5 protein-coding genes are annotated in these 21,272 nt (G+C 59.7%); 2 read left to right on the top strand and 3 right to left on the bottom strand.

Annotated features, from left to right (window positions below):
- Positions 1-100: 100 nt before the first annotated feature.
- Positions 101-1,072, bottom strand: a complete 972-nt coding sequence (gene bcsQ / locus PSH66_RS01670) for a cellulose biosynthesis protein BcsQ (protein ID WP_305428263.1) — start codon at positions 1,070-1,072, stop codon at positions 101-103.
- A gap of 267 nt (positions 1,073-1,339) precedes the next feature.
- Between bcsQ and lapG the strand changes: the two genes are divergently transcribed.
- Together lapG and lapD are read left to right on the top strand one after the other, a co-directional pair.
- On the top strand, positions 1,340-2,056 hold the full coding sequence (gene lapG, locus PSH66_RS01665; RefSeq protein WP_042945546.1) for a cysteine protease LapG: 717 nt from the start codon (positions 1,340-1,342) through the stop codon (positions 2,054-2,056).
- A gap of 11 nt (positions 2,057-2,067) precedes the next feature.
- On the top strand, positions 2,068-4,014 hold the full coding sequence (gene lapD, locus PSH66_RS01660) for a cyclic di-GMP receptor LapD (RefSeq protein ID WP_003171084.1): 1,947 nt from the start codon (positions 2,068-2,070) through the stop codon (positions 4,012-4,014).
- Positions 4,015-4,069: 55 nt separating this feature from the next.
- Here the strand turns inward: lapD and PSH66_RS01655 are convergent, their stop codons facing one another.
- Together PSH66_RS01655 and PSH66_RS01650 are read right to left on the bottom strand one after the other, a co-directional pair.
- Complete coding sequence (locus PSH66_RS01655; protein WP_305428262.1) at positions 4,070-4,408, bottom strand: tryptophan synthase subunit beta; 339 nt, start codon at positions 4,406-4,408, stop codon at positions 4,070-4,072.
- Positions 4,409-4,532: 124 nt separating this feature from the next.
- A complete protein-coding gene (locus PSH66_RS01650; RefSeq protein ID WP_305428261.1) occupies positions 4,533-21,233 on the bottom strand; it encodes a retention module-containing protein in 16,701 nt (5,566 codons plus the stop codon).
- Between the last annotated feature and the right edge of the window lie 39 nt (positions 21,234-21,272).

Raw genomic sequence — 21,272 nt, 5'->3', positions numbered from 1 at the left:
TAAAACAGGCAGTTGCGGGGTGATGAGAACGGCTCCGCCAAATGGCTGTTTCGAGCCGGCCCCATCCATCCGATTGTGCATAAGCATCTGGCGTTAGCGTCTAAACCGCGCTTTGCAAGGTGCGTTTTCGGCTGATCAACAACCGGCACAGGTCGTTGATATCGTCTGCCGCCAGGCTTGGCGCCGTGCGTTCCAGCGGGTCCGTGGCAAAGGCCAGCGCCTCGCTGATCGCCGGATCGCGGTGCACAACCTTCAACGGAGACTCGCCCCGGCGCAGCGTGAAGGCTTTGAGCATATCCAGGTCAAACGCCGAGCTTTCATCCAGCTGATTGATCACCCAGTGACAACGGGCCGCACGCTCTCGCTCAAGATGAGGCGCCAGCAGCTCATCCAATTGATCCAACGTACCGAGGCAGGCGGCATTCGGCTGGGCAACCACCAGCACAATGTCGGCCACGCCGAGGGCTTGATTGAGATAGACGTTGTTACCCGCGGGCGTATCGACGATCACCATATGCCCTTCGCTCAGCCCCAGCGCCGACAGATGCCGCGCCAGCCACTGGGGCTCGCCTGCGAGCCAGCGCTGCAGGTTTTCCTTCTGTCGGGTATCGGTATCCCCAAAAGGCAGCACCTGGCAACCGCAAAAGCCCGCTTGCAGAACTGTCGTCCACGGCGCCTTGAGCAGGCTGCTGCGACCCACGCCGAGTCGCTCATGTTCGACCCCAAAGTGCTGGCGCAAAGCGTTTTGTGGGTCCAGGTCCAATGCCACCACCGACTCCCCAAGACGCTGCAAGCCGCTGCTCAACGCCGTGGCGAGGGTGCTGCGGCCAACGCCGCCATTGATGGATATCAACGCCACCACGGTCGGGCGCAGCACGAACCGTTGATGACTCGGGGGTGCGTCATCGGCGCAGGACGGCTGGCCCCCTGCGCGCACACCATTTTTTGGGTTCGCGCGGGTGCCATCATCAAACGGGAGGGTGCCGAAAAAGTGCAGTCGAGCTTTTTTCCCGCTGGGATCACGGGTGACGCGCTGGCCGGACACGGCAAACAGGTCATCGGTGCGACTCATGGCCGGGACTCCTACGAGGCGTCCGATAAAGACCTCAAAGGTCGGTAAGACAAGGATTTACCGCAGTCTTTTTGTAGGCGCTCAGGTCGCTACATTCTGTGACAGCGGGGGGGATGTGTCATTATTTTGATGAAATAGCCACAACTGTTTCGGACGAGCGGAAAATAGCCAATTTACTGACGATTAAGTTCACGCACTTCCAGCGCCGATGATTTCATCGTGCCATTGTTTTTTGCCGGCTATCACCGCACCATTGCCGCACCTTCTATGCTGCAAGCTCTGGTAATCGCAGTGGCGATACGCTTTAAACTCCCGCGCATTCTGTACAGCGTCGCCATCGCGTTGTTGCTGGGTGGCGGCCTGCTGGGCGATTTGCTCGCCGATTGGGATTTCAGCCAGATCAGCCGCCGCGCCGAATCGCTTTACGGACCGCTCGGCCCCGGTCGTCAGCGCATCGACGCCTGGCAACAATTGCTGGCGACACAAAGGCAGGTCAGCGAGAGCGAGCAGCTCAAAGTGGTCAACTTGTTCTTCAACCGTCAGCTGCACTATGAAGAAGACATCGATCTGTGGCACGAGATTGATTATTGGGCGACCCCCATTCAATCCCTCTGGAAAGGCGCCGGCGACTGTGAAGACTATGCCATCGCCAAATACTTCAGCCTGCGACACTTGGGTGTGCCGGCCGAAAAGCTGCGCATCACCTACGTCAAGGCCTTGCGCCAGAACCGCGCGCACATGGTGCTGACGTATTATGCAAGCCCAGAAGCCATGCCCCTGGTGCTGGACAGCCTGATGGACCCCATTCTGCCGGCCAGCCAACGCACAGACCTGCTGCCCGTATATGCGTTCAACGGCGAGGGGCTGTGGCTGACCGGCGCGGCGGGCAATAAAAAAGTCGGTGACACCAAGCGCCTGTCACGCTGGCAGGATGTCTTGAAAAAAATGACCGCTGAAGGGTTTCCGGCCAGTTCGGACAATTAACAGGAGCTACGATGTCACTGTTCAAACAATTGCTGATCGCTATCTGCGTGTTCCTGGTGGTCGCATTCAGCGGTAGCTTCATGGTCAGCCTGGAAAGCTCGCGTACGCAGTACGTCAATCAACTGCGCTCCCACGCCCAGGACGCAGCCACCGCGCTGGCGCTGTCGCTGACCCCGAACATCGATGACCCGGCGATGACCGAGCTGATGGTCAGTTCGATCTTTGACAGTGGCTACTACGCGAGCATCCGCGTGATAGACCTGAGCAATAACCAGGTTCTGGTAGAACGCGCCGCCGAGCCGGACGCGAGCGGCGTACCGGCCTGGTTCGTGAAAATGATCGGTCTGGAGCCGGCCGGCGGCGATGCCATTGTCAGCCGCGGCTGGCAACAGGCGGCGCGGGTTGAAGTGGTCAGTCACCCGATGTTTGCCTTGGCCAAGCTGTGGCGCAGCGCATTGGGCAGCCTGGGCTGGCTGTTGGCCTGCGGTGCCGTGAGCGCGATATTGGGGGCGCTGTTGCTGCGCCGTCAACTGAAGCCGCTGGACTATATGGTCGAGCAGTCACACGCCATCGCCCGTCGCGAGTTCCTGAGCTTGCCTGACCTGCCCCACACCCCCGAATTGCGTCGGGTGGTGCAGGCCATGAACCAGATGGTGGAGAAGCTCAAGGCGCTGTTCCATGAGCAGACCGAGCGCAGCGAGCGGCTGCGTGTGGAGTCCTATCAGGACAGCCTGACAGGCCTGGCCAACCGTCGCTATTTCGAGATGCAACTGCACTCCCGGGTCAGCAATCTGGAAGAGTCCAGTTCAGGCTACCTGCTGATGTTGCGGGTCAACGATCTGAGCGGCCTCAACCAGCGCCTTGGCGGGCAGCGTACCGACCAACTGCTGCAAGCCGTCAGCCAGCAACTGGTGCGCACCTGCGCCAAATATCCCGAGACCCAAAACCTGATCACTCGCAGCCGTGGCGGCGAGTTCGCGGTGCTCGCCCCTGGCCTGGTACGCGACGAAGCGGTGCAACTGGCACAGGCCCTGGAAAGCACCCTGCAAAGCCTGTACGAAACGGGCGCCACCGACATGCCGATCGTGGCCTACATCGGGCTTGCGCCGTACAACCCCGGCGATGCCTCGGCAGACCTGCTGATGCTGGCCGACCAAGCGCTGACCCAGGCCGAGGCCAGCGCAGGTCAAACCTGGGTGTGCCTGGAGCACCGGGTCCCTGGCACGGTCAGCGATGACCCGCACAGCTGGCATACCTTGCTCGACGACGCCTTGAATCAAGGTCGCTTCCGCTTGTTTTTCCAACCCGTGCTCAGCAGCAGCGACATCCGGCAGGTGCTGCATTACAAAGTGTTGTCACGCTTGCTCGACAACCAGGACCAGACCATTGCAGCGGGCCAGTTCCTGCCCTGGCTGGAGCGCTTTGGCTGGACCGCGCGGCTCGATCAACTGATGCTCGACCTGGTGATCAAACACCTGACACAGCACAACCACTCGGTGGCGCTGAACCTGTCCGCCGCCACCTTGAACGACCCGCAAGCGTTGGAGCGTGTATTCGAACGCCTGGCCCAACACCCGGCACTGGGGCCGCGCCTGACGCTGGAAATCGGTGAAGAGCAAGTGCCCGAGCAAACCCAGCTGGAGCGCCTCACCCGGCGCATGCGCAGCCTCGGCTACAGCCTGGGCCTGCAACGTTTCGGCGGACGTTTCAGCATGATCGGCAACCTGGCGAACCTTGGCCTGGCCTACCTCAAAGTCGACGGCAGTTACATCCGTGCAATCGATCAGGAAAGCCACAAGCGCTTTTTTATCGAGGCAATCCAGCGTGCCGCCCACAGCATTGATCTGCCGTTGATTGCCGAGCGGGTGGAAACCGAAGGTGAGTTGCGGGTGATCCGCGAGATGGGTATCGAAGGGGTACAAGGCCAACTGGTCGGCGAACCGGCGCCCTGGCAGTAAAGCACTGAACGCTCATGCCTCCCTGACGGTCTTGCCGTGAAGGAGGTGTGCCGTGTCAGATCAAACCGGTTTCATCGTCATTGATCAGCTCGCTCAAGCCGCCCAACGTCGCCCTCGCCTTGGTACGCTCCAAAAACTTGGCCTGCGCCGCCGGCGGCAAGTCAGTGATGCTCATCACGTTCTTGGTGATCAGCACCTGGATCAAGTCATCAAGCACTCGAATCATCTCAAGGTCGCTTTGCTTGAGCTGTTTGAGGCTGCTATCGACCGCATCGTCGGCAAACCACGCCAGAATCTCATGATCGCCGGACGGTAGCGTCTCGGTGGCGCCGGCGAAGGCCTGCGCCTCGACGCGAACCAAAGCGTTGTGTTGATCGCGTTGCACGTAGAACATCAGCCCTCTCCCAATAAAAAATCCCTGCAGGCGCCGCACACGGCTCCCACAGAGATTACACACATTTCCCTGACGCTGATGCCCATGCAGCGCCAATCCCGAAAGATTGACGCCGCCAGAGTGATCAGTCGTGGTGCTTGACGGTCAAGTCGCCACCGGCGATCAGGTTGTTGATCGCGGTACTGCCATTGCCCCAGTTGGCGCCATCGATCTTGATCGTGACATCGGCCGTACCGCCCTGGGCGGTGAACGAACCGGTGCTGCTCACGCTCAGCGTCGAGTTGCCGGATGCGTCGGTGGTCAACTTCAAGTAGCTGGACAAGTTGGTGTCGTTGTTGCCTTGCAGCAAGTCGGACAGGTCCAGCTTGTCACCATCGCCATGCTTGAAGTCGGTGATGCGATCAAAGCCACCGCTGGTGTTGGTGTCGCCTTTGAGCCATACAAAGGTATCGGCACCCGCGCCGCCGGTGAGGACGTCATTGCCCCTGCCGCCCACCAGGATGTCGTTGCCTGCACCGCCGTTGAGCGTGTCGTTACCGCCCTGGCCGAACAGGATGTCATCGCCGGCGTTGCCGATCAGGGTGTCGCCGCCATCCTTGGTACCGTAAATGTTCGACGCGCTGGCCAGTGCACCGATGTCCTGCACATGCTCGGTGATGTACTGATGCAGCGTACGGTCATCGATGTGATCGACCGTGGTGGACAGCTTCTCGGCAGCGAACGCCTTGAGTGCGGCATTGCCTTCCTGGCCGTTGTAGCTGATCAGGTCACCGAACAGGATGTCGTTGCCCGAGCCGCCGGAAACGTTGTCTGCACCGGTATCGGCGGTGTGGCCGGTGATGGTGTCCGCCAGCTTCGCGGTATCGATGGTGCTGACGGTCTTGTCGGAATCGAAGTACTTCTGAAGCATGTCTTTGTCGACGTTGCTGCCCAGGCCGATGGCCTGTACTTCCACGCCGCCTGGAACCGAAGTCGTCAGCGCGGTGTAAGCCGCCTTGGCGTTGTCCAACGCATAGTCATAGCGACTGCTGCTGGCAGCCCCCGCTACGTCGAAACCACCATGGCCGTCGGACACGACGTAACCTTGCAGGATCCGGGTGCCGGACGAGTCATACGAGTAGACCTTGCCGTCAGTGTCGACGATGACCCGTGTCTGGTCATAGACGGTTGCGGTGAGTGCGGTGGTCTGGCCCAAGGTGTAGGTGTTGCCGTTGACCTTGCTGTCGAAGTCGACGTTACCGCCCCACCAGTAGCTGGCAGACCCCAGGCTGACGCTGGCATACGTATAGTTGTAGACATTCGGCTCACCGTCGGTAATGAAATACGTCAGGTTTTTCGCGCCGATGTTGCTGGTGGCGTCAGTGCTCTTGAACCAGGCCGTTGCCGCATTGAAGGCGTCCTGGTAGTTGGTCATGTCGTTCGGGTTGGAAGCCATGTTATTCAACACGACCTGCAGAGCGGCCTTGGCGGCGGCCTGGTCCGCCAGGTTGACCGACACCAGCGACTCGACCTTGGTATCGAAATCGACCAGCAACACCTTCACTACACCCGACCCCGTCAGCTTCGCGTTAGCGATCAGCGTGTCGAAAATGCTGGAGAGCTGGCCTTTGATCGAGTTCATCGCCGACGACCCGATACTGCCCGAGGTATCGACGACAAAGGCGATGTTGTAGTTGGAGCCTGGCGTGGTGATACCACCCTTGTCGCCCACCACGATGTTATTGGCTGAGCTTGTGCCCAGATCGATGGTGTCCGCCGCCGCGCCGCCTTCGGCGACAGTGTTGTAGACCTGGGACTTGACCGTGATGGTGGTCGTTGCCACGGACGAACTCAGGCTGTTGCCACCCTCGTTGTCAGTCACGGAGACATCAATGGAGCGATCACCGATGGCGGGATACTTGCTGGTGCTGGAGTACTGGAACGACTCAAGCAGCGCCTTATACGTAGCCGCATCCGCCGCACCCGACAGGGTCAGCACGATCTTGCCGCTGACGTCAGTGCCGACGCTGGTCAGGGTAATGCCTTTGTAGGTGCCGCCTACGGTCACCAGGCTGGAGCTGAGCTGATCACCCGCACTGGCGTTTTTCAGGGTGATGGTCGCACTTTGCATCTGGGTGCTGTCGACATCAGCGATGGCCACGCTGCCGGCAATCGCCACACCGGTTTTGCTGCGCTCGGTGTACGAGGTGTTGTAGCCGGTGGCAATGGCACCGTCGACGGTGCTGAGGTCCAGGGTCGGCGCGTCGTTGACCGCGGTGACCACGATGGTGATTTTGCCGGTCGTAACCTCTTCAACCCCAGTGCTCAACTCTTTGGCCGTCGCTTTGACGGTGATATCGAAGCTGGCGGTCGAATCCTTGAACGGCGTGACCGTCAGGGTTTTCAGGTTCCAGTTGCTGACATCGTAGAGCGCGGTGGTGCCGGTGGAGGTGTAGCTGTGGCCAGTGGCGCCATCGGTAATCACGGTGCCTTTTGGCAAGCCGCTGATTTCGACCTTATGGGATTCGGAGCCGTCGTTGTCGACAAACGTGGTGGTGATCGGAGCGACCTTGATGGCGGTGTCTTCCAGCCCACGGTTGTAGACGTAGCCGGTGTAATAGCCTTCGCCATTGACCACGTGGCTATCGCCCAGCACCGCGCCGGCGGCTTTCAACGCGTCCACGCTGGTGTAGGTCTGCACGCCGCTGTTGCCCAGCGACATCGACGGGCCGTTGTTGATCGACAGATTGACGTCGTAGTTACCGCCGCCTGCCTGGTTGTAGTGGTAAATATCGAGGGTGTAGTAACCCGATTCGGTCGGCGTATAAGCCGAGCCGGTAATCGCGCTGCCTTTGCTCCAGGTTTCGGAAGCAACCAACTTGCCGCCCACGGTGATCGCCAGGCTGTCGTCAGCCGTACCGGTGAAGGTATAGCTCTTGCCGGCTTCGAGGTAGATCAGGCCAGAGACTTTGGTCGCCGTGCCCTCCGCCACACCACCGTTGCTGACACTGCTGATCACACCTGTAGAGACCGCGCTGGCGGCGGTCTTGGCGTCGATCACCTTGATCAGGTCGCTGGACTGCGCAACACCGTTACCGTTGGTGCCCAGGTCTTTAGCGAGCGTGCCACCGGTCCAGGTCTGAATGACCAGCCCTGTCGGCACTGCGCTGAATTGGCCAACGGTCACAACCGGCACATCCGTCACCGGGTGGATATCCACCGTGATGGTTTTGGTGTCGCTGTAGGAGTTGCCATCGGTAGCCTGGAACTTCAGCTCAGTGTAATCACCCTGCTTGTTACCCACGCCAGTGCCGCCGAAGCTGTTATCGCCCGACTCGTTGGCCGCCGGGGTGTAACGCACATTGTGGTTATCGAAGTCAGCCTGGCTGAACGACTTACCAGCCGAGGTATCGGTTTTCAGATCCGCCGAGGTCAGCGCGAACCACTGGCCGTTGACTTTGTACTCGATGGAACCGGCAGGCAGGCTGGTGAACACCACTTTCGGGTTCGCGGAGTCTTCATCCTTGACACCGAAGTTTGCCCAGGCCAGTTCGACCGAGGTGTCTTCGTTGCTCTGGATGCTGCTACCGGTGGCGGTCGGGGTGTCGTCGACCAGGGTTACGGTTGGCGTGGCACTGTTGTGCGAAGTGGCGTTGTCGGCGTCGGTAACGGTCAGGTCGATTTTCGGCAGTTGATTGCCGGCGTTGACCCAATCGGCGCCTTTCTGCGTCAGGACTACGTTGGTACCCGAGAGGGTGTAGTAAGCATCGACGTTAGTGCCTGTGGTGAACGCAACTTTCAGGTTCGCAACCGGGGTCTCTTCGTCGGACGCGGTGAAGGTACCGGCGACGGTGCCCACCTTGGCGCTGTTCTCGACAAGGGTGTTGGCAGCCACGGTGATGACCGGGATGTCGTTGACCAGGGTGACCGTTGGTGTCGCTTCGCTGTGCGAAGTGGCGTTGTCCGCGTCGGTAACGGTCAGGTCGATCTTCGGCAGTTGATTACCGGCGTTGACCCAGTCGGCGCCTTTCTGCGTCAGGACTACGTTGGTACCGGAAATCACGTAGTAACCATCGGCGTTAGCGCCTGTGGTGAACGCAACCTTCAGGTTGGCAACCGGGGTCTCTTCGTCGGACGCGGTGAAGGTACCGGCGACGGTGCCCACCTTGGCGCTGTTCTCGACAATGGTGTTGGCAGCCACGGTGATGACCGGGATGTCGTTGACCAGGGTGACCGTTGGCGTCGCTTCGCTGTGCGAAGTGGCGTTGTCCGCGTCGGTGACGGTCAGGTCGATTTTCGGCAGTTGATTGCCGGCGTTGACCCAATCGGCGCCTTTCTGCGTCAGGACTACGTTGGTACCGGAAATCACGTAGTAACCATCGGCGTTAGCGCCTGTGGTGAACGCAACTTTCAGGTTCGCAACCGGGGTCTCTTCGTCGGACGCGGTGAAGGTACCGGCAACGGTGCCGACTTTCGCGGTGTTTTCGACGATGGTGTTGGCAGCCACGGTGATGACCGGGATGTCGTTGACCAAGGTGACCGTTGGCGTCGCTTCGCTGTGCGAAGTGGCGTTATCGGCATCAGTCACGGTCAGGTCTATCTTCGGCAGTTGATTACCGGCGTTGACCCAGTCGGCGCCTTTCTGCGTCAGGACTACGTTGGTACCGGAAATCACGTAGTAACCATCGGCGTTAGCGCCTGTGGTGAACGCAACTTTCAGGTTGGCAACCGGGGTCTCTTCGTCAGACGCGGTGAAGGTACCGGCAACGGTGCCGACTTTCGCGGTGTTCTCGACGATGGTGTTGGCAGCCACGGTGATAACCGGGATGTCGTTGACCAAGGTGACCGTTGGCGTCGCTTCGCTGTGCGAAGTGGCGTTATCAGCATCGGTAACGGTCAGGTCGATCTTCGGCAGTTGATTACCGGCGTTGACCCAATCGGCGCCCTTCTGCGTGAGGACCACATTGGTACCGGAAATCACGTAGTAACCATCGGCGTTAGCGCCTGTGGTGAACGCAACCTTCAGGTTGGCAACTGGGGTTTCTTCGTCGGTCGCAGTGAAGGTACCGGCGACAGTGCCGACTTTTGCGGTGTTCTCGACGATGGTGTTGGCAGCCACGGTGATAACCGGGATGTCGTTGACCAAGGTGACCGTTGGCGTCGCTTCGCTGTGCGAAGTGGCGTTATCGGCATCAGTCACGGTCAGGTCTATCTTCGGCAGTTGATTACCGGCGTTGACCCAGTCGGCGCCTTTCTGTGTCAGGACTACGTTGGTACCGGAAATCACGTAGTAACCATCGGCGTTAGCGCCTGTGGTGAACGCAACTTTCAGGTTGGCAACTGGGGTTTCTTCGTCGGTCGCAGTGAAGGTACCGGCAACGGTGCCGACTTTCGCGGTGTTCTCGACGATGGTGTTGGCCGCTACGGTGATAACCGGGATGTCGTTGACCAGGGTGACCGTTGGCGTCGCTTCGCTGTGCGAAGTGGCGTTGTCCGCGTCGGTAACGGTCAGGTCGATCTTCGGCAGCTGATTACCGGCGTTGACCCAATCGGCGCCTTTCTGCGTCAGGACTACGTTGGTACCCGAGAGGGTGTAGTAAGCATCGACGTTAGTGCCTGTGGTGAACGCAACTTTCAGGTTCGCAACCGGGGTCTCTTCGTCAGACGCAGTGAAGGTACCGGCAACGGTGCCGACTTTCGCGGTGTTTTCGACGATGGTGTTGGCAGCCACGGTGATGACCGGGATGTCGTTCACCAGCGTGACCGTTGGCGTCGCTTCGCTGTGCGAAGTGGCGTTGTCAGCATCGGTAACAGTCAGGTCGATTTTCGGCAACTGGTTACCGGCGTTGACCCAATCGGCGCCCTTCTGCGTGAGAACTACGTTGGTACCCGAGAGGGTGTAGTAAGCATCGACGTTAGTGCCTGTGGTGAACGCAACTTTCAGGTTCGCAACCGGGGTCTCTTCGTCGGACGCGGTGAAGGTACCGGCAACGGTGCCGACTTTCGCGGTGTTTTCGACGATGGTGTTGGCAGCCACGGTGATGACCGGAATATCGTTCACCAGCGTCACGGCTGGCTGAGCATCAGCGTGCGAAGTGGCGTTGTCAGCATCAGTAACGGTCAGGTCGATTTTCGGCAGTTGATTGCCTGCGTTGACCCAATCGGCGCCTTTCTGCGTCAGCACAACATCGGTGCCCGAGAGGGTGTAGTAACCGTCTTTATTGCTCTCGCCGGTGAATGCGACTTTCAGATTGGCAACCGGAGTTTCTTCGTCGGACGCGGTGAAGGTACCGGCGACGGTGCCGACTTTCGCGGTGTTTTCGACGATGGTGTTGGCAGCTACGGTGATAACCGGGATGTCGTTCACCAGCGTCACGGCAGGCTGAGCATCAGCGTGCGAGGTGGCGTTGTCAGCATCGGTAACGGTCAGGTCTATCTTCGGCAGTTGATTACCGGCGTTGACCCAATCGGCGCCCTTCTGCGTGAGGACCACATTGGTACCGGAAATCACGTAGTAACCATCGGCGTTAGCGCCTGTGGTGAACGCAACCTTCAGGTTGGCAACTGGGGTTTCTTCGTCGGTCGCAGTGAAGGTACCGGCGACAGTGCCGACTTTTGCGGTGTTCTCGACGATGGTGTTGGCAGCCACGGTGATAACCGGGATGTCGTTGACCAAGGTGACCGTTGGCGTCGCTTCGCTGTGCGAAGTGGCGTTATCAGCATCGGTAACGGTCAGGTCGATCTTCGGCAGCTGATTACCGGCGTTGACCCAATCGGCGCCTTTCTGCGTCAGCACAACATCGGTGCCCGAGAGGGTGTAGTAACCGTCTTTATTGCTCTCGCCGGTGAATGCGACTTTCAGATTGGCAACCGGAGTTTCTTCGTCGGACGCGGTGAAGGTACCGGCGACGGTGCCGACTTTCGCGGTGTTTTCGACGATGGTGTTGGCAGCCACGGTGATGACCGGGATGTCGTTGACCAGGGTGACCGTTGGCGTCGCTTCGCTGTGCGAAGTGGCGTTATCGGCATCAGTCACGGTCAGGTCTATCTTCGGCAGTTGATTACCGGCGTTGACCCAGTCGGCGCCTTTCTGCGTCAGCACAACATCGGTGCCCGAGAGGGTGTAGTAGCCGTCTTTATTGCTTTCGCCAGTGAAAGCGACTTTCAGGCTCGCAACCGGAGTTTCTTCGTCAGACGCAGTGAAGGTACCGGCAACGGTGCCGACTTTCGCGGTGTTCTCGACGATGGTGTTGGCAGCCACGGTGATAACCGGGATGTCGTTGACCAAGGTGACCGTTGGCGTCGCTTCGCTGTGCGAAGTGGCGTTATCAGCATCGGTAACGGTCAGGTCGATCTTCGGCAGCTGATTACCGGCGTTGACCCAATCGGCGCCTTTCTGCGTCAGCACAACATCGGTGCCCGAGAGGGTGTAGTAACCGTCTTTATTGCTCTCGCCGGTGAATGCGACTTTCAGATTGGCAACCGGAGTTTCTTCGTCGGACGCGGTGAAGGTACCGGCGACGGTGCCGACTTTCGCGGTGTTTTCGACGATGGTGTTGGCAGCTACGGTGATAACCGGGATGTCGTTCACCAGCGTCACGGCTGGCTGAGCGTCAGCGTGCGAAGTGGCGTTGTCGGCATCAGTAACGGTCAGGTCGATTTTCGGCAGTTGATTGCCGGCGTTGACCCAATCGGCGCCCTTCTGCGTCAGCACCACGTCGGTGCCGGAGATCGCGTAGTAGCCGTCCTTATTGCTTTCGCCAGTGAAAGCGACTTTCAGATCGGCAACCGAAGTCTCTTCGTCAGTCGCGGTGAAGCGGCCGGCAACAGTACCTTCTTTGGCGTCATTTTCTGTCAGCGTGTTGGCTTCAACGGTGATGACCGGAATATCGTTCACCAGCGTCACGGCTGGCTGAGCATCAGCGTGCGAAGTGGCGTTGTCGGCATCAGTAACGGTCAGGTCGATTTTCGGCAGTTGATTGCCGGCGTTGACCCAATCGGCGCCCTTCTGCGTCAGCACCACGTCGGTGCCCGAGAGGGTGTAGTAGCCGTCTTTATTGCTTTCGCCGGTGAAGGCAACCTTCAAGTCAGCAACCGAAGTTTCTTCGTCAGTCGCAGTGAAGCGACCAGCGACTGTACCTTCTTTCGCATCGTTTTCAGTCAGCGTGTTGGCTTCAACGGTGATGACCGGCACGTCGTTCACCAGCGTCACGGCTGGCTGAGCATCAGCGTGCGAAGTGGCGTTGTCGGCATCAGTAACGGTCAGGTCGATTTTCGGCAGTTGATTGCCGGCGTTGACCCAATCGGCGCCCTTCTGCGTCAGCACCACGTCGGTGCCCGAGAGGGTGTAGTAGCCGTCTTTATTGCTTTCGCCGGTGAAGGCAACCTTCAAGTCAGCAACCGAAGTTTCTTCGTCAGTCGCAGTGAAGCGACCAGCGACTGTACCTTCTTTCGCATCGTTTTCAGTCAGCGTGTTGGCTTCAACGGTGATGACCGGCACGTCGTTCACCAGCGTCACGGCTGGCTGAGCATCAGCGTGCGAAGTGGCGTTGTCGGCATCAGTAACGGTCAGGTCGATTTTCGGCAGTTGATTGCCGGCGTTGACCCAATCGGCGCCCTTCTGCGTCAGCACCACGTCGGTGCCGGAGATCGCGTAGTAGCCGTCCTTATTGCTTTCGCCAGTGAAAGCGACTTTCAGATCGGCAACCGAAGTCTCTTCGTCAGTCGCGGTGAAGCGGCCGGCAACAGTACCTTCTTTCGCATCGTTTTCAGTCAGCGTGTTGGCTTCAACGGTGATCACCGGAACGTCGTTGACCAGGGTGACCGTAGGAGTCGCTTCGCTGTGCGAAGTGGCGTTGTCAGCATCGGTAACAGTCAGGTCGATTTTCGGCAACTGGTTACCGGCGTTGACCCAATCGGCGCCCTTCTGCGTCAGCACAACGTCGGTGCCGGAGATGGCGTAGTAGCCGTCTTTATTGCTTTCGCCGGTGAAGGCAACCTTCAAGTCAGCAACCGAAGTTTCTTCGTCAGTCGCAGTGAAGCGACCAGCGACTGTACCTTCTTTCGCATCGTTTTCAGTCAGCGTGTTGGCTTCAACGGTGATCACCGGAATATCGTTCACCAGCGTCACGGCTGGCTGAGCGTCAGCGTGCGAAGTGGCGTTGTCGGCATCAGTAACGGTCAGGTCGATTTTCGGCAGTTGATTGCCGGCGTTGACCCAATCGGCGCCCTTCTGCGTCAGCACCACGTCGGTGCCGGAGATCGCGTAGTAGCCGTCCTTATTGCTTTCGCCAGTGAAAGCGACTTTCAGATCGGCAACCGAAGTCTCTTCGTCAGTCGCGGTGAAGCGGCCGGCAACAGTACCTTCTTTGGCGTCATTTTCTGTCAGCGTGTTGGCTTCAACGGTGATGACCGGAATATCGTTCACCAGCGTCACGGCTGGCTGAGCATCAGCGTGCGAAGTGGCGTTGTCGGCATCAGTAACGGTCAGGTCGATTTTCGGCAGTTGATTGCCGGCGTTGACCCAATCGGCGCCCTTCTGCGTCAGCACCACGTCGGTGCCGGAGATCGCGTAGTAGCCGTCCTTATTGCTCTCGCCAGTGAAAGCGACTTTCAGATCGGCAACCGAAGTCTCTTCGTCAGTCGCGGTGAAGCGGCCGGCAACAGTGCCTTCTTTCGCGTCGTTTTCAGTCAGCGTGTTGGCTTCAACGGTGATGACCGGAATATCGTTCACCAGCGTCACGGCTGGCTGAGCGTCAGCGTGCGAAGTAGCGTTATCGGCATCAGTAACGGTCAGGTCGATCTTCGGCAGTTGATTGCCAGCGTTGACCCAATCGGCGCCCTTCTGCGTCAACACCACGTCGGTACCCGAGATAGCGTAGTAGCCGTCTTTATTGCTTTCTCCGGTGAAAGCGACTTTCAGGTTCGCAACCGGAGTTTCTTCGTCGGACGCGGTGAAGGTACCGGCGACGGTGCCGACTTTCGCGGTGTTTTCGACGATGGTGTTGGCAGCCACGGTGATAACCGGGATGTCGTTCACCAGCGTCACGGCAGGCTGAGCATCAGCGTGCGAGGTGGCGTTGTCAGCATCGGTAACGGTCAGGTCGATCTTCGGCAGTTGATTGCCTGCGTTGACCCAATCGGCGCCCTTCTGCGTCAGCACAACGTCGGTGCCCGAGATAGCGTAGTAGCCGTCTTTATTGCTTTCGCCGGTGAAGGCAACCTTCAAGTCAGCAACCGAAGTTTCTTCGTCAGTCGCGGTGAAGCGACCAGCAACAGTGCCTTCTTTGGCGTCGTTTTCAGTCAGCGTGTTGGCTTCAACGGTGATGACCGGAACGTCATTGACCAGGGTGACCGTTGGCGTGGCCGCATCGTGCGCGCTGCCTTTGTCTGTGTCCGTCACGGTCAAATCAATCGCGGGCAGCTTATTGCCTGCGTTAACGAAGTTTGCGCCCGCCAATGTCAACACCACGGCGTTGGCAACAATGGCGTAGTAGCCATCTTTGTTGCTATCGCCTGTGAAGGTGACCTTCAGATCGGCGACCGGCGTCTCGACATCGCTGATGGTAAAGGTGCCAGCAACGGTCCCTTCCGCGACGCTGCCTTCCACCAGAGGATTGGCGACGACATCGATGACCGGCAGGTCGTTGACCGCAATCACATTGATCGGCAGGGTAATCGACTCAGACTTCGGCGCCGCATCGCCATCTTGCGCGATGGCGGTCACGGTGAGGTTCACCAGGCCGTTGGCGTTTGGCGCCGGGTTGAAGACCAGTGTGGCCTTGTTCCAGTCGCTGATATCGATGCTTTGGCTGCCGGCCGTCGCGGTGAAGGTATGGCCCGCGCCGTCGGAGAGGGTCGCGCCGTCCGGAATACCGCTGATCTGCAGCTTGAGCGTCTCGGAGCCATCCTTGTCGGTGGCGTAGGCGTCAATCGCGGACAGCTTGATCGCGTGGTCTTCCAGGCCCGTGTTCAGTACCTGGGTAACGCTGATGTTATCCAGCACACCGCCCAGCGAGTTGCTGGTCGGGGCCTTGAATTCGAGTTTGGCGTCACCGTCAGCGGTGACCGGCACCACGAAGGTGTAGGTCTTCATGCCAACGGTGGTTGCGTCCAGGGTGCCGACTTTGACGCCGCCCCAGAACACATCGATCACCGAATTGTTTTCGGCGCCCGCACGCGGCGAGTAGTCGACACTGATGCTGTACGCCGTGCCGGATTCGGCCTTGATGACGGTGTACAGGCTGGCGTCGTCGCCGGTGTTTTTCTCAAGCTCGATGACTTGGCTGTTGCCTGGAGTCGTTACGCCGTAGACGCTGCTTTGGCCGATTTCGACTTTGCCGTCGCTGTTACCGGTCAACCACTGGGTGGTCGGGGTGGTGCCGGCGGCATTATTGGCAGCGCCGACCGCGACCGTGCTCCACGAACCGTTGAGGGCTGCGCCGTCGAAGTTGATCGAACTCACCACGCCGCCCCCGAGCAAGCCCAGGTGTGGGGTATCGGTCACTGGTGCGATGGTGACTGCAGCGGTGGTTTCGCCACTGGTTTTACCGCCATTGTCGACCGCGGTGAAGGTGAGCGAGGTGCTGCCGCTCCAGTCGCCGGTTGGCGAGAAGTAGACCGACGCCTTGCCGTCAGCGCCTGCCGGCACTGAATCACCGATCTTGAGCTCGGTTGTCAGGGTGGCGTCGCTGTACAGCTTGCCGTTTTCCGGCAAGGTGGTAATGACGAAATTGGCGACAGTACCGTCCACATCGGTGCCGCTCAGTACGATCGTGGCCGCGTGGTCTTCATCGGCGCCGGCAGGGGTAGCCGCTGCGGTCGGTGCGTCGTTGAACAGGTCAATGGCGACCTTGCCGGTGGCGCTGCCAGTTTGCGCTGGCTCACGGTCAAGGTTGCCACCGCCGATATCGGTCACGGCGATGGTGACGCTGCGATCCGTACCGACCGGGTTGTTGCCCGGGCTCTGGAAGGTGATCGCTTCAACCACTTTGATGAAGTCAGCCGCGCTGTTGCCGGCTGGCGAATCGCTGGTGAGGGTGTAGACGATTTTACCGTCGGCGGCACTGCCGCTTTGGGTGATGGTGATACCGGCAACGGCCAGGGCCTTGAGCACATCGGCGCTGCTGAGCAGGTCACCGGACGCCAACTGGTCAACGGTGACCACCACTTTGCTGTAGGTGGTGTTGTCGACGTCGCTGATGCTCAGGTTTTCGACCAATGCCACCGCCGCTTTTTGCTCGACGAACGTGGTGCTGTCGAAGCTGACCACGGGTGCATCGTTGACCGGAACCACGTTGACCACGGAGGTCACAGGCGCCGAGTTCAGTTGGCCATCGTTCACGGTGATGGTCAGGGTGCGGTCGGTAGCGACCGGGTTCTGGCTTTCGCTGGCGAAGTGCACCGAACGCAGCACTTCCTGGTATTCGGCCTTGGTGGCTTCGCCGGACAGGGTCAGTACACCGGTGTCCTTGTCATAGCTGACTGTGATCTTGGCGTTGCTGGCATCTGCGATCAAAACGTCATCGGCCAGGTGGTTGACCAGCGTGACTTTGGCACTTTGCAGGGTGTCGTTGTCGACATCACTGATCGTCAGGTTCGCTGCGACGTAGCCGCCTGGCTTGCCTTCGATGTAGGTGTCGCCGAAGGCGTTGGTCGAGGCGTTGCCGAGTACCGGGGCGTCGTTGACCGGCGTGATAGTCAGTGTGAGGGTGCTGCTGGAGCCGGTATTGGTGGTGTAGCCGATCTGCGGCACCGCACCGTTGTAATCCTTGGCCGGAGTGAAGGTGTATTCGCCAGTGCTGGCGATGGTGAGGGTACCGACATTGGCGATAATCGCCTGCTGGCCCGCATCGTACGTGACGTTATCCACGGTGAACGACTTGACCGTCAGAAGGTTGTCTTCATCAGTGTCGTTGTTCAGCACGTTGCCGGTGACGTTGTTGTCTTCCAAGGCGCTGCCCGTGTCCGGGAGCAGTACGCTCGGGTCGTCTACCAAGGTGACGTCCGGCGTAGCAGCGGCGTTGGCGCTGCCTTTATCGGCGTCGGTCACGGTCAGGTCGAACGCAGGCAGCTTGTTGCCTGCGTTGACGAAGTCGGCACCGGCTTGGGTCAGGACCACGTTATTGCCGGAGATGGCGTAGTAGCCGTCTTTATTGCTGTCGCCGGTGAAGGTGACAACCAGGTTGGCAACTGGGGTTTCTTCGTCGCCAACGGTGAAGGAACCGGCGATGGTGTCTTTGCTGACGGTGTCTTCAACCAACGGGTTGGCAACCACTTCGATGGTTGGCAGGTCGTTGACCAAAGTAACGTCAGGGGTAGCAGCGGCGGTTGCGCTGCCTTTGTCTGCGTCGGTCACGGTCAGGTCGAAGGCTGGCAGTTTGTTGCCTGCGTTGACGAAATCAGCACCCGCTTGGGTCAGCACGACGTTGTTGCCGGAGATCGCGTAGTAGCCGTCTTTGTTGCTGTCGCCGGTGAAGGTGACAACCAGGTTGGCAACTGGGGTTTCTTCGTCGCCAACGGTGAACGAGCCGGCGATGGTGTCTTTGCTGACGGTGTCTTCAACCAACGGGTTGGCAACGACTTCGATGGTTGGCAGGTCGTTGACCAAAGTAACGTCAGGGGTAGCAGCGGCGTTGGCGCTGCCTTTATCGGCGTCGGTCACGGTCAGGTCGAAGGCTGGCAGTTTGTTGCCTGCGTTGACGAAGTCGGCACCCGCTTGGGTCAGGACCACGTTGTTGCCGGAGATGGCGTAGTAGCCGTCTTTGTTGCTGTCGCCGGTGAAGGTGACAACCAGGTTCGCAACCGGGGTTTCTTCGTCGCCAACGGTGAAGGAACCGGCGATGGTGTCTTTGCTGACGGTGTCTTCAACCAACGGGCTGGCAACGACTTCGATGGTTGGCAGGTCGTTGACCAGGGTGACGTCCGGGGTAGCGGCGGCGGTCGCGCTGCCTTTGTCTGCGTCGGTCACGGTCAGGTCGAAGGCAGGCAGCTTGTTACCTGCGTTGACGAAGTCGGCACCGGCTTGGGTCAGGACCACGTTATTGCCGGAGATGGCGTAGTAGCCGTCTTTGTTGCTGTCGCCGGTGAAGGTGACAACCAGGTTGGCAACGGGGGTTTCTTCATCGCCAACGGTGAACGAGCCGGCGATGGTGTCTTTGCTGACGGTGTCTTCAACCAACGGGTTGGCAACGACTTCGATGGTTGGCAGGTCGTTGACCAAAGTAACGTCAGGGGTAGCAGCGGCGGTTGCGCTGCCTTTGTCTGCGTCGGTCACGGTCAGGTCGAACGCAGGCAGTTTGTTGCCCGCGTTGACGAAGTCGGCACCCGCTTGGGTCAGGACCACGTTATTGCCGGAGATGGCGTAGTAGCCGTCTTTGTTGCTGTCGCCGGTGAAGGTGACAACCAGGTTCGCAACCGGGGTTTCTTCGTCGCCAACGGTGAAGGAACCGGCGATGGTGTCTTTGCTGACGGTGTCTTCAACCAACGGGTTGGCAACCACTTCGATGGTTGGCAGGTCGTTGACCAAAGTAACGTCAGGGGTAGCGGCGGCGGTTGCGCTGCCTTTGTCGGCGTCGGTCACGGTCAGGTCGAACGCAGGCAGTTTGTTGCCCGCGTTGACGAAGTCGGCACCGGCTTGGGTCAGGACCACGTTATTGCCGGAGATGGCGTAGTAGCCGTCTTTGTTGCTGTCGCCGGTGAAGGTGACAACCAGGTTGGCAACCGGGGTTTCTTCGTCGCCAACGGTGAAGGAACCGGCGATGGTGTCTTTGCTGACGGTGTCTTCAACCAGCGGGTTGGCCACCACTTCGATGGTTGGCAGGTCGTTGACCAAAGTAACGTCAGGGGTAGCAGCGGCGTTCGCGCTGCCTTTGTCTGCGTCGGTCACGGTCAGGTCGAACGCAGGCAGCTTGTTACCTGCGTTGACGAAGTCGGCACCGGCTTGGGTCAGGACCACGTTATTGCCGGAGATGGCGTAGTAGCCGTCTTTGTTGCTGTCGCCGGTGAAGGTGACAACCAGGTTCGCAACTGGGGTTTCTTCATCGCCAACGGTGAACGAGCCGGCGATGGTGTCTTTGCTGACGGTGTCTTCAACCAGCGGGTTGGCCACCACTTCGATGGTTGGCAGGTCGTTGACCAGGGTGACGTCCGGGGTCGCACTGGCTTGGGCCGTGGTGTTGGCCGCATCCGTCACGGTCAGGTCAAAGGCCGGCAGTTTGTTGCCTGCGTTGACTAAATCGGCACCGGCCTGGGTCAGGACCACGTTATTGCCGACAATGGCGTAGTAGCCGTCTTTATTGCTGTCACCCGTAAAGGTCACGACCAGACCGGCAACTGGCGTTTCCGCATCGCTGACACTGAACGTGCCGGCCACAGTCCCGGCCACGGCGGTGTTTTCGACCAGTGTATTGGCCGTTGTTTCGATCACGGGCAGGTCATTGACGGGTGTAATCGTCACCGTCAGCGTGCTGCTCGACCCGGTGTTGGTGGTGTACCCGATCTGCGGCACTTCGCCGCTGTAGTCCTTGACCGGGGTGAATACATACGCACCATCAGCACCGATGGTGATGGAGCCAATACCCTCGATCTGAGCAGTCTGGCCTGCGTTAAAAGTGCGGCCGTCCACATTGAACGTCGCAACGGTCAACACGTTATCGATGTCGCTGTCGTTGCTCAGCACGTTGCCAGTGGCGGAACCATCTTCTGCAATCGTGGCGGTATCGGCGACCAAAACGCTTGCATTGTCCACGGCGACGACTGTCGAGGTGGCCGCAGCAGGATTGATTGCCAGGTTTTCGTAGTTACCACCGGTGGCGCTGGTGATCGTGGCGCTGACGGCAAGGTCTTTGCCATCGGCCAGGTTGGCAGGCGTGTCGACACTGACCGTACCGCTGGTTTTACCCGCTTCGATGGTAATGGTCTGATCGTTGGACAGCTTGATCACGACGTCAGTCTGCGCCGCGTTGGTCACGGTCGCGGTGTAGACGATCTTGCCGCCTTCATCCACCGACGCGGTCGCGGTCAGCGTGACGGTGGTGGTGTCGATGGTGTCGTTGATCTGGGTGACCGCTGGCGCCGGGTCAGTGGTGATGATCAGGTTGCCGCCGCCGGCGGTGCCGGTGATGGTGGCGGAGATCGACGAAGCATCCAGGTACGGCGTGTCATTGCCTGCAAACGTGACGTTCAGTGCACCCGAGGTCTGGCCGGCGGCGATCACAACCGCGAGACCGTTGGACAAGGTGACGGTCAGGTCGCTGGTGGGTGCCTGGGTAATAAACGCCGTGTAAACGACAACACCACCGGCTTCGGTGATGGTGGGCGTGGCGGTCAGGGTAATGGTGACGTTGCGCGGGTCGACGCCATTGTTATCGCCGGCGGTGAGCGTATTGCCCACGGCATCAGCGGCGTTCAGACCGGTCGTCGGGTAACCGATGGTAGGGTCAACCACACCAGCGGTGGCTTCCAGCACGACAAAGCTGTGGCCGCCGCCAACGGCGCCGTCCGCGCCTGCAGCGGTCGGACCGGCCGCAGTGGGCTCAAGGTTCTGGGTCGGGTCGACGCCGGCAGCGATAGCTTGCTGCAGTTCGGCGACGGACGGTGCGGCTTGAGCAGTGGCGGCACTCAGGTCGATGGCCGAGTCAGGCGCGTTGGCACTCCACTGGCTGTCGCGGCCCAGGTCGATCACTCGACCATCGGCCAGCTCCAACGATATGGCACCCGCAGGGCCGGTATCGACCTGCTCCCCGGCAACCAGGCGATCCCCTTCTACCAGCAGGCGGCGAATCCCTTCCGGGGAAACTGCGAACACTTGACCGACAATGCTTTTGACGACCGCAACGCTGCTCATAAAAGACTCTCCGTGTATTACCGTTCGGGGGTATCCATC

The organism is Pseudomonas sp. FP597, assembly GCF_030687435.1.
Lineage (GTDB): Bacteria > Pseudomonadota > Gammaproteobacteria > Pseudomonadales > Pseudomonadaceae > Aquipseudomonas > Aquipseudomonas lactucae.
Note: the sequence above shows the minus strand (reverse complement) of the source record. Positions and strands in the feature narration are given on the sequence as shown.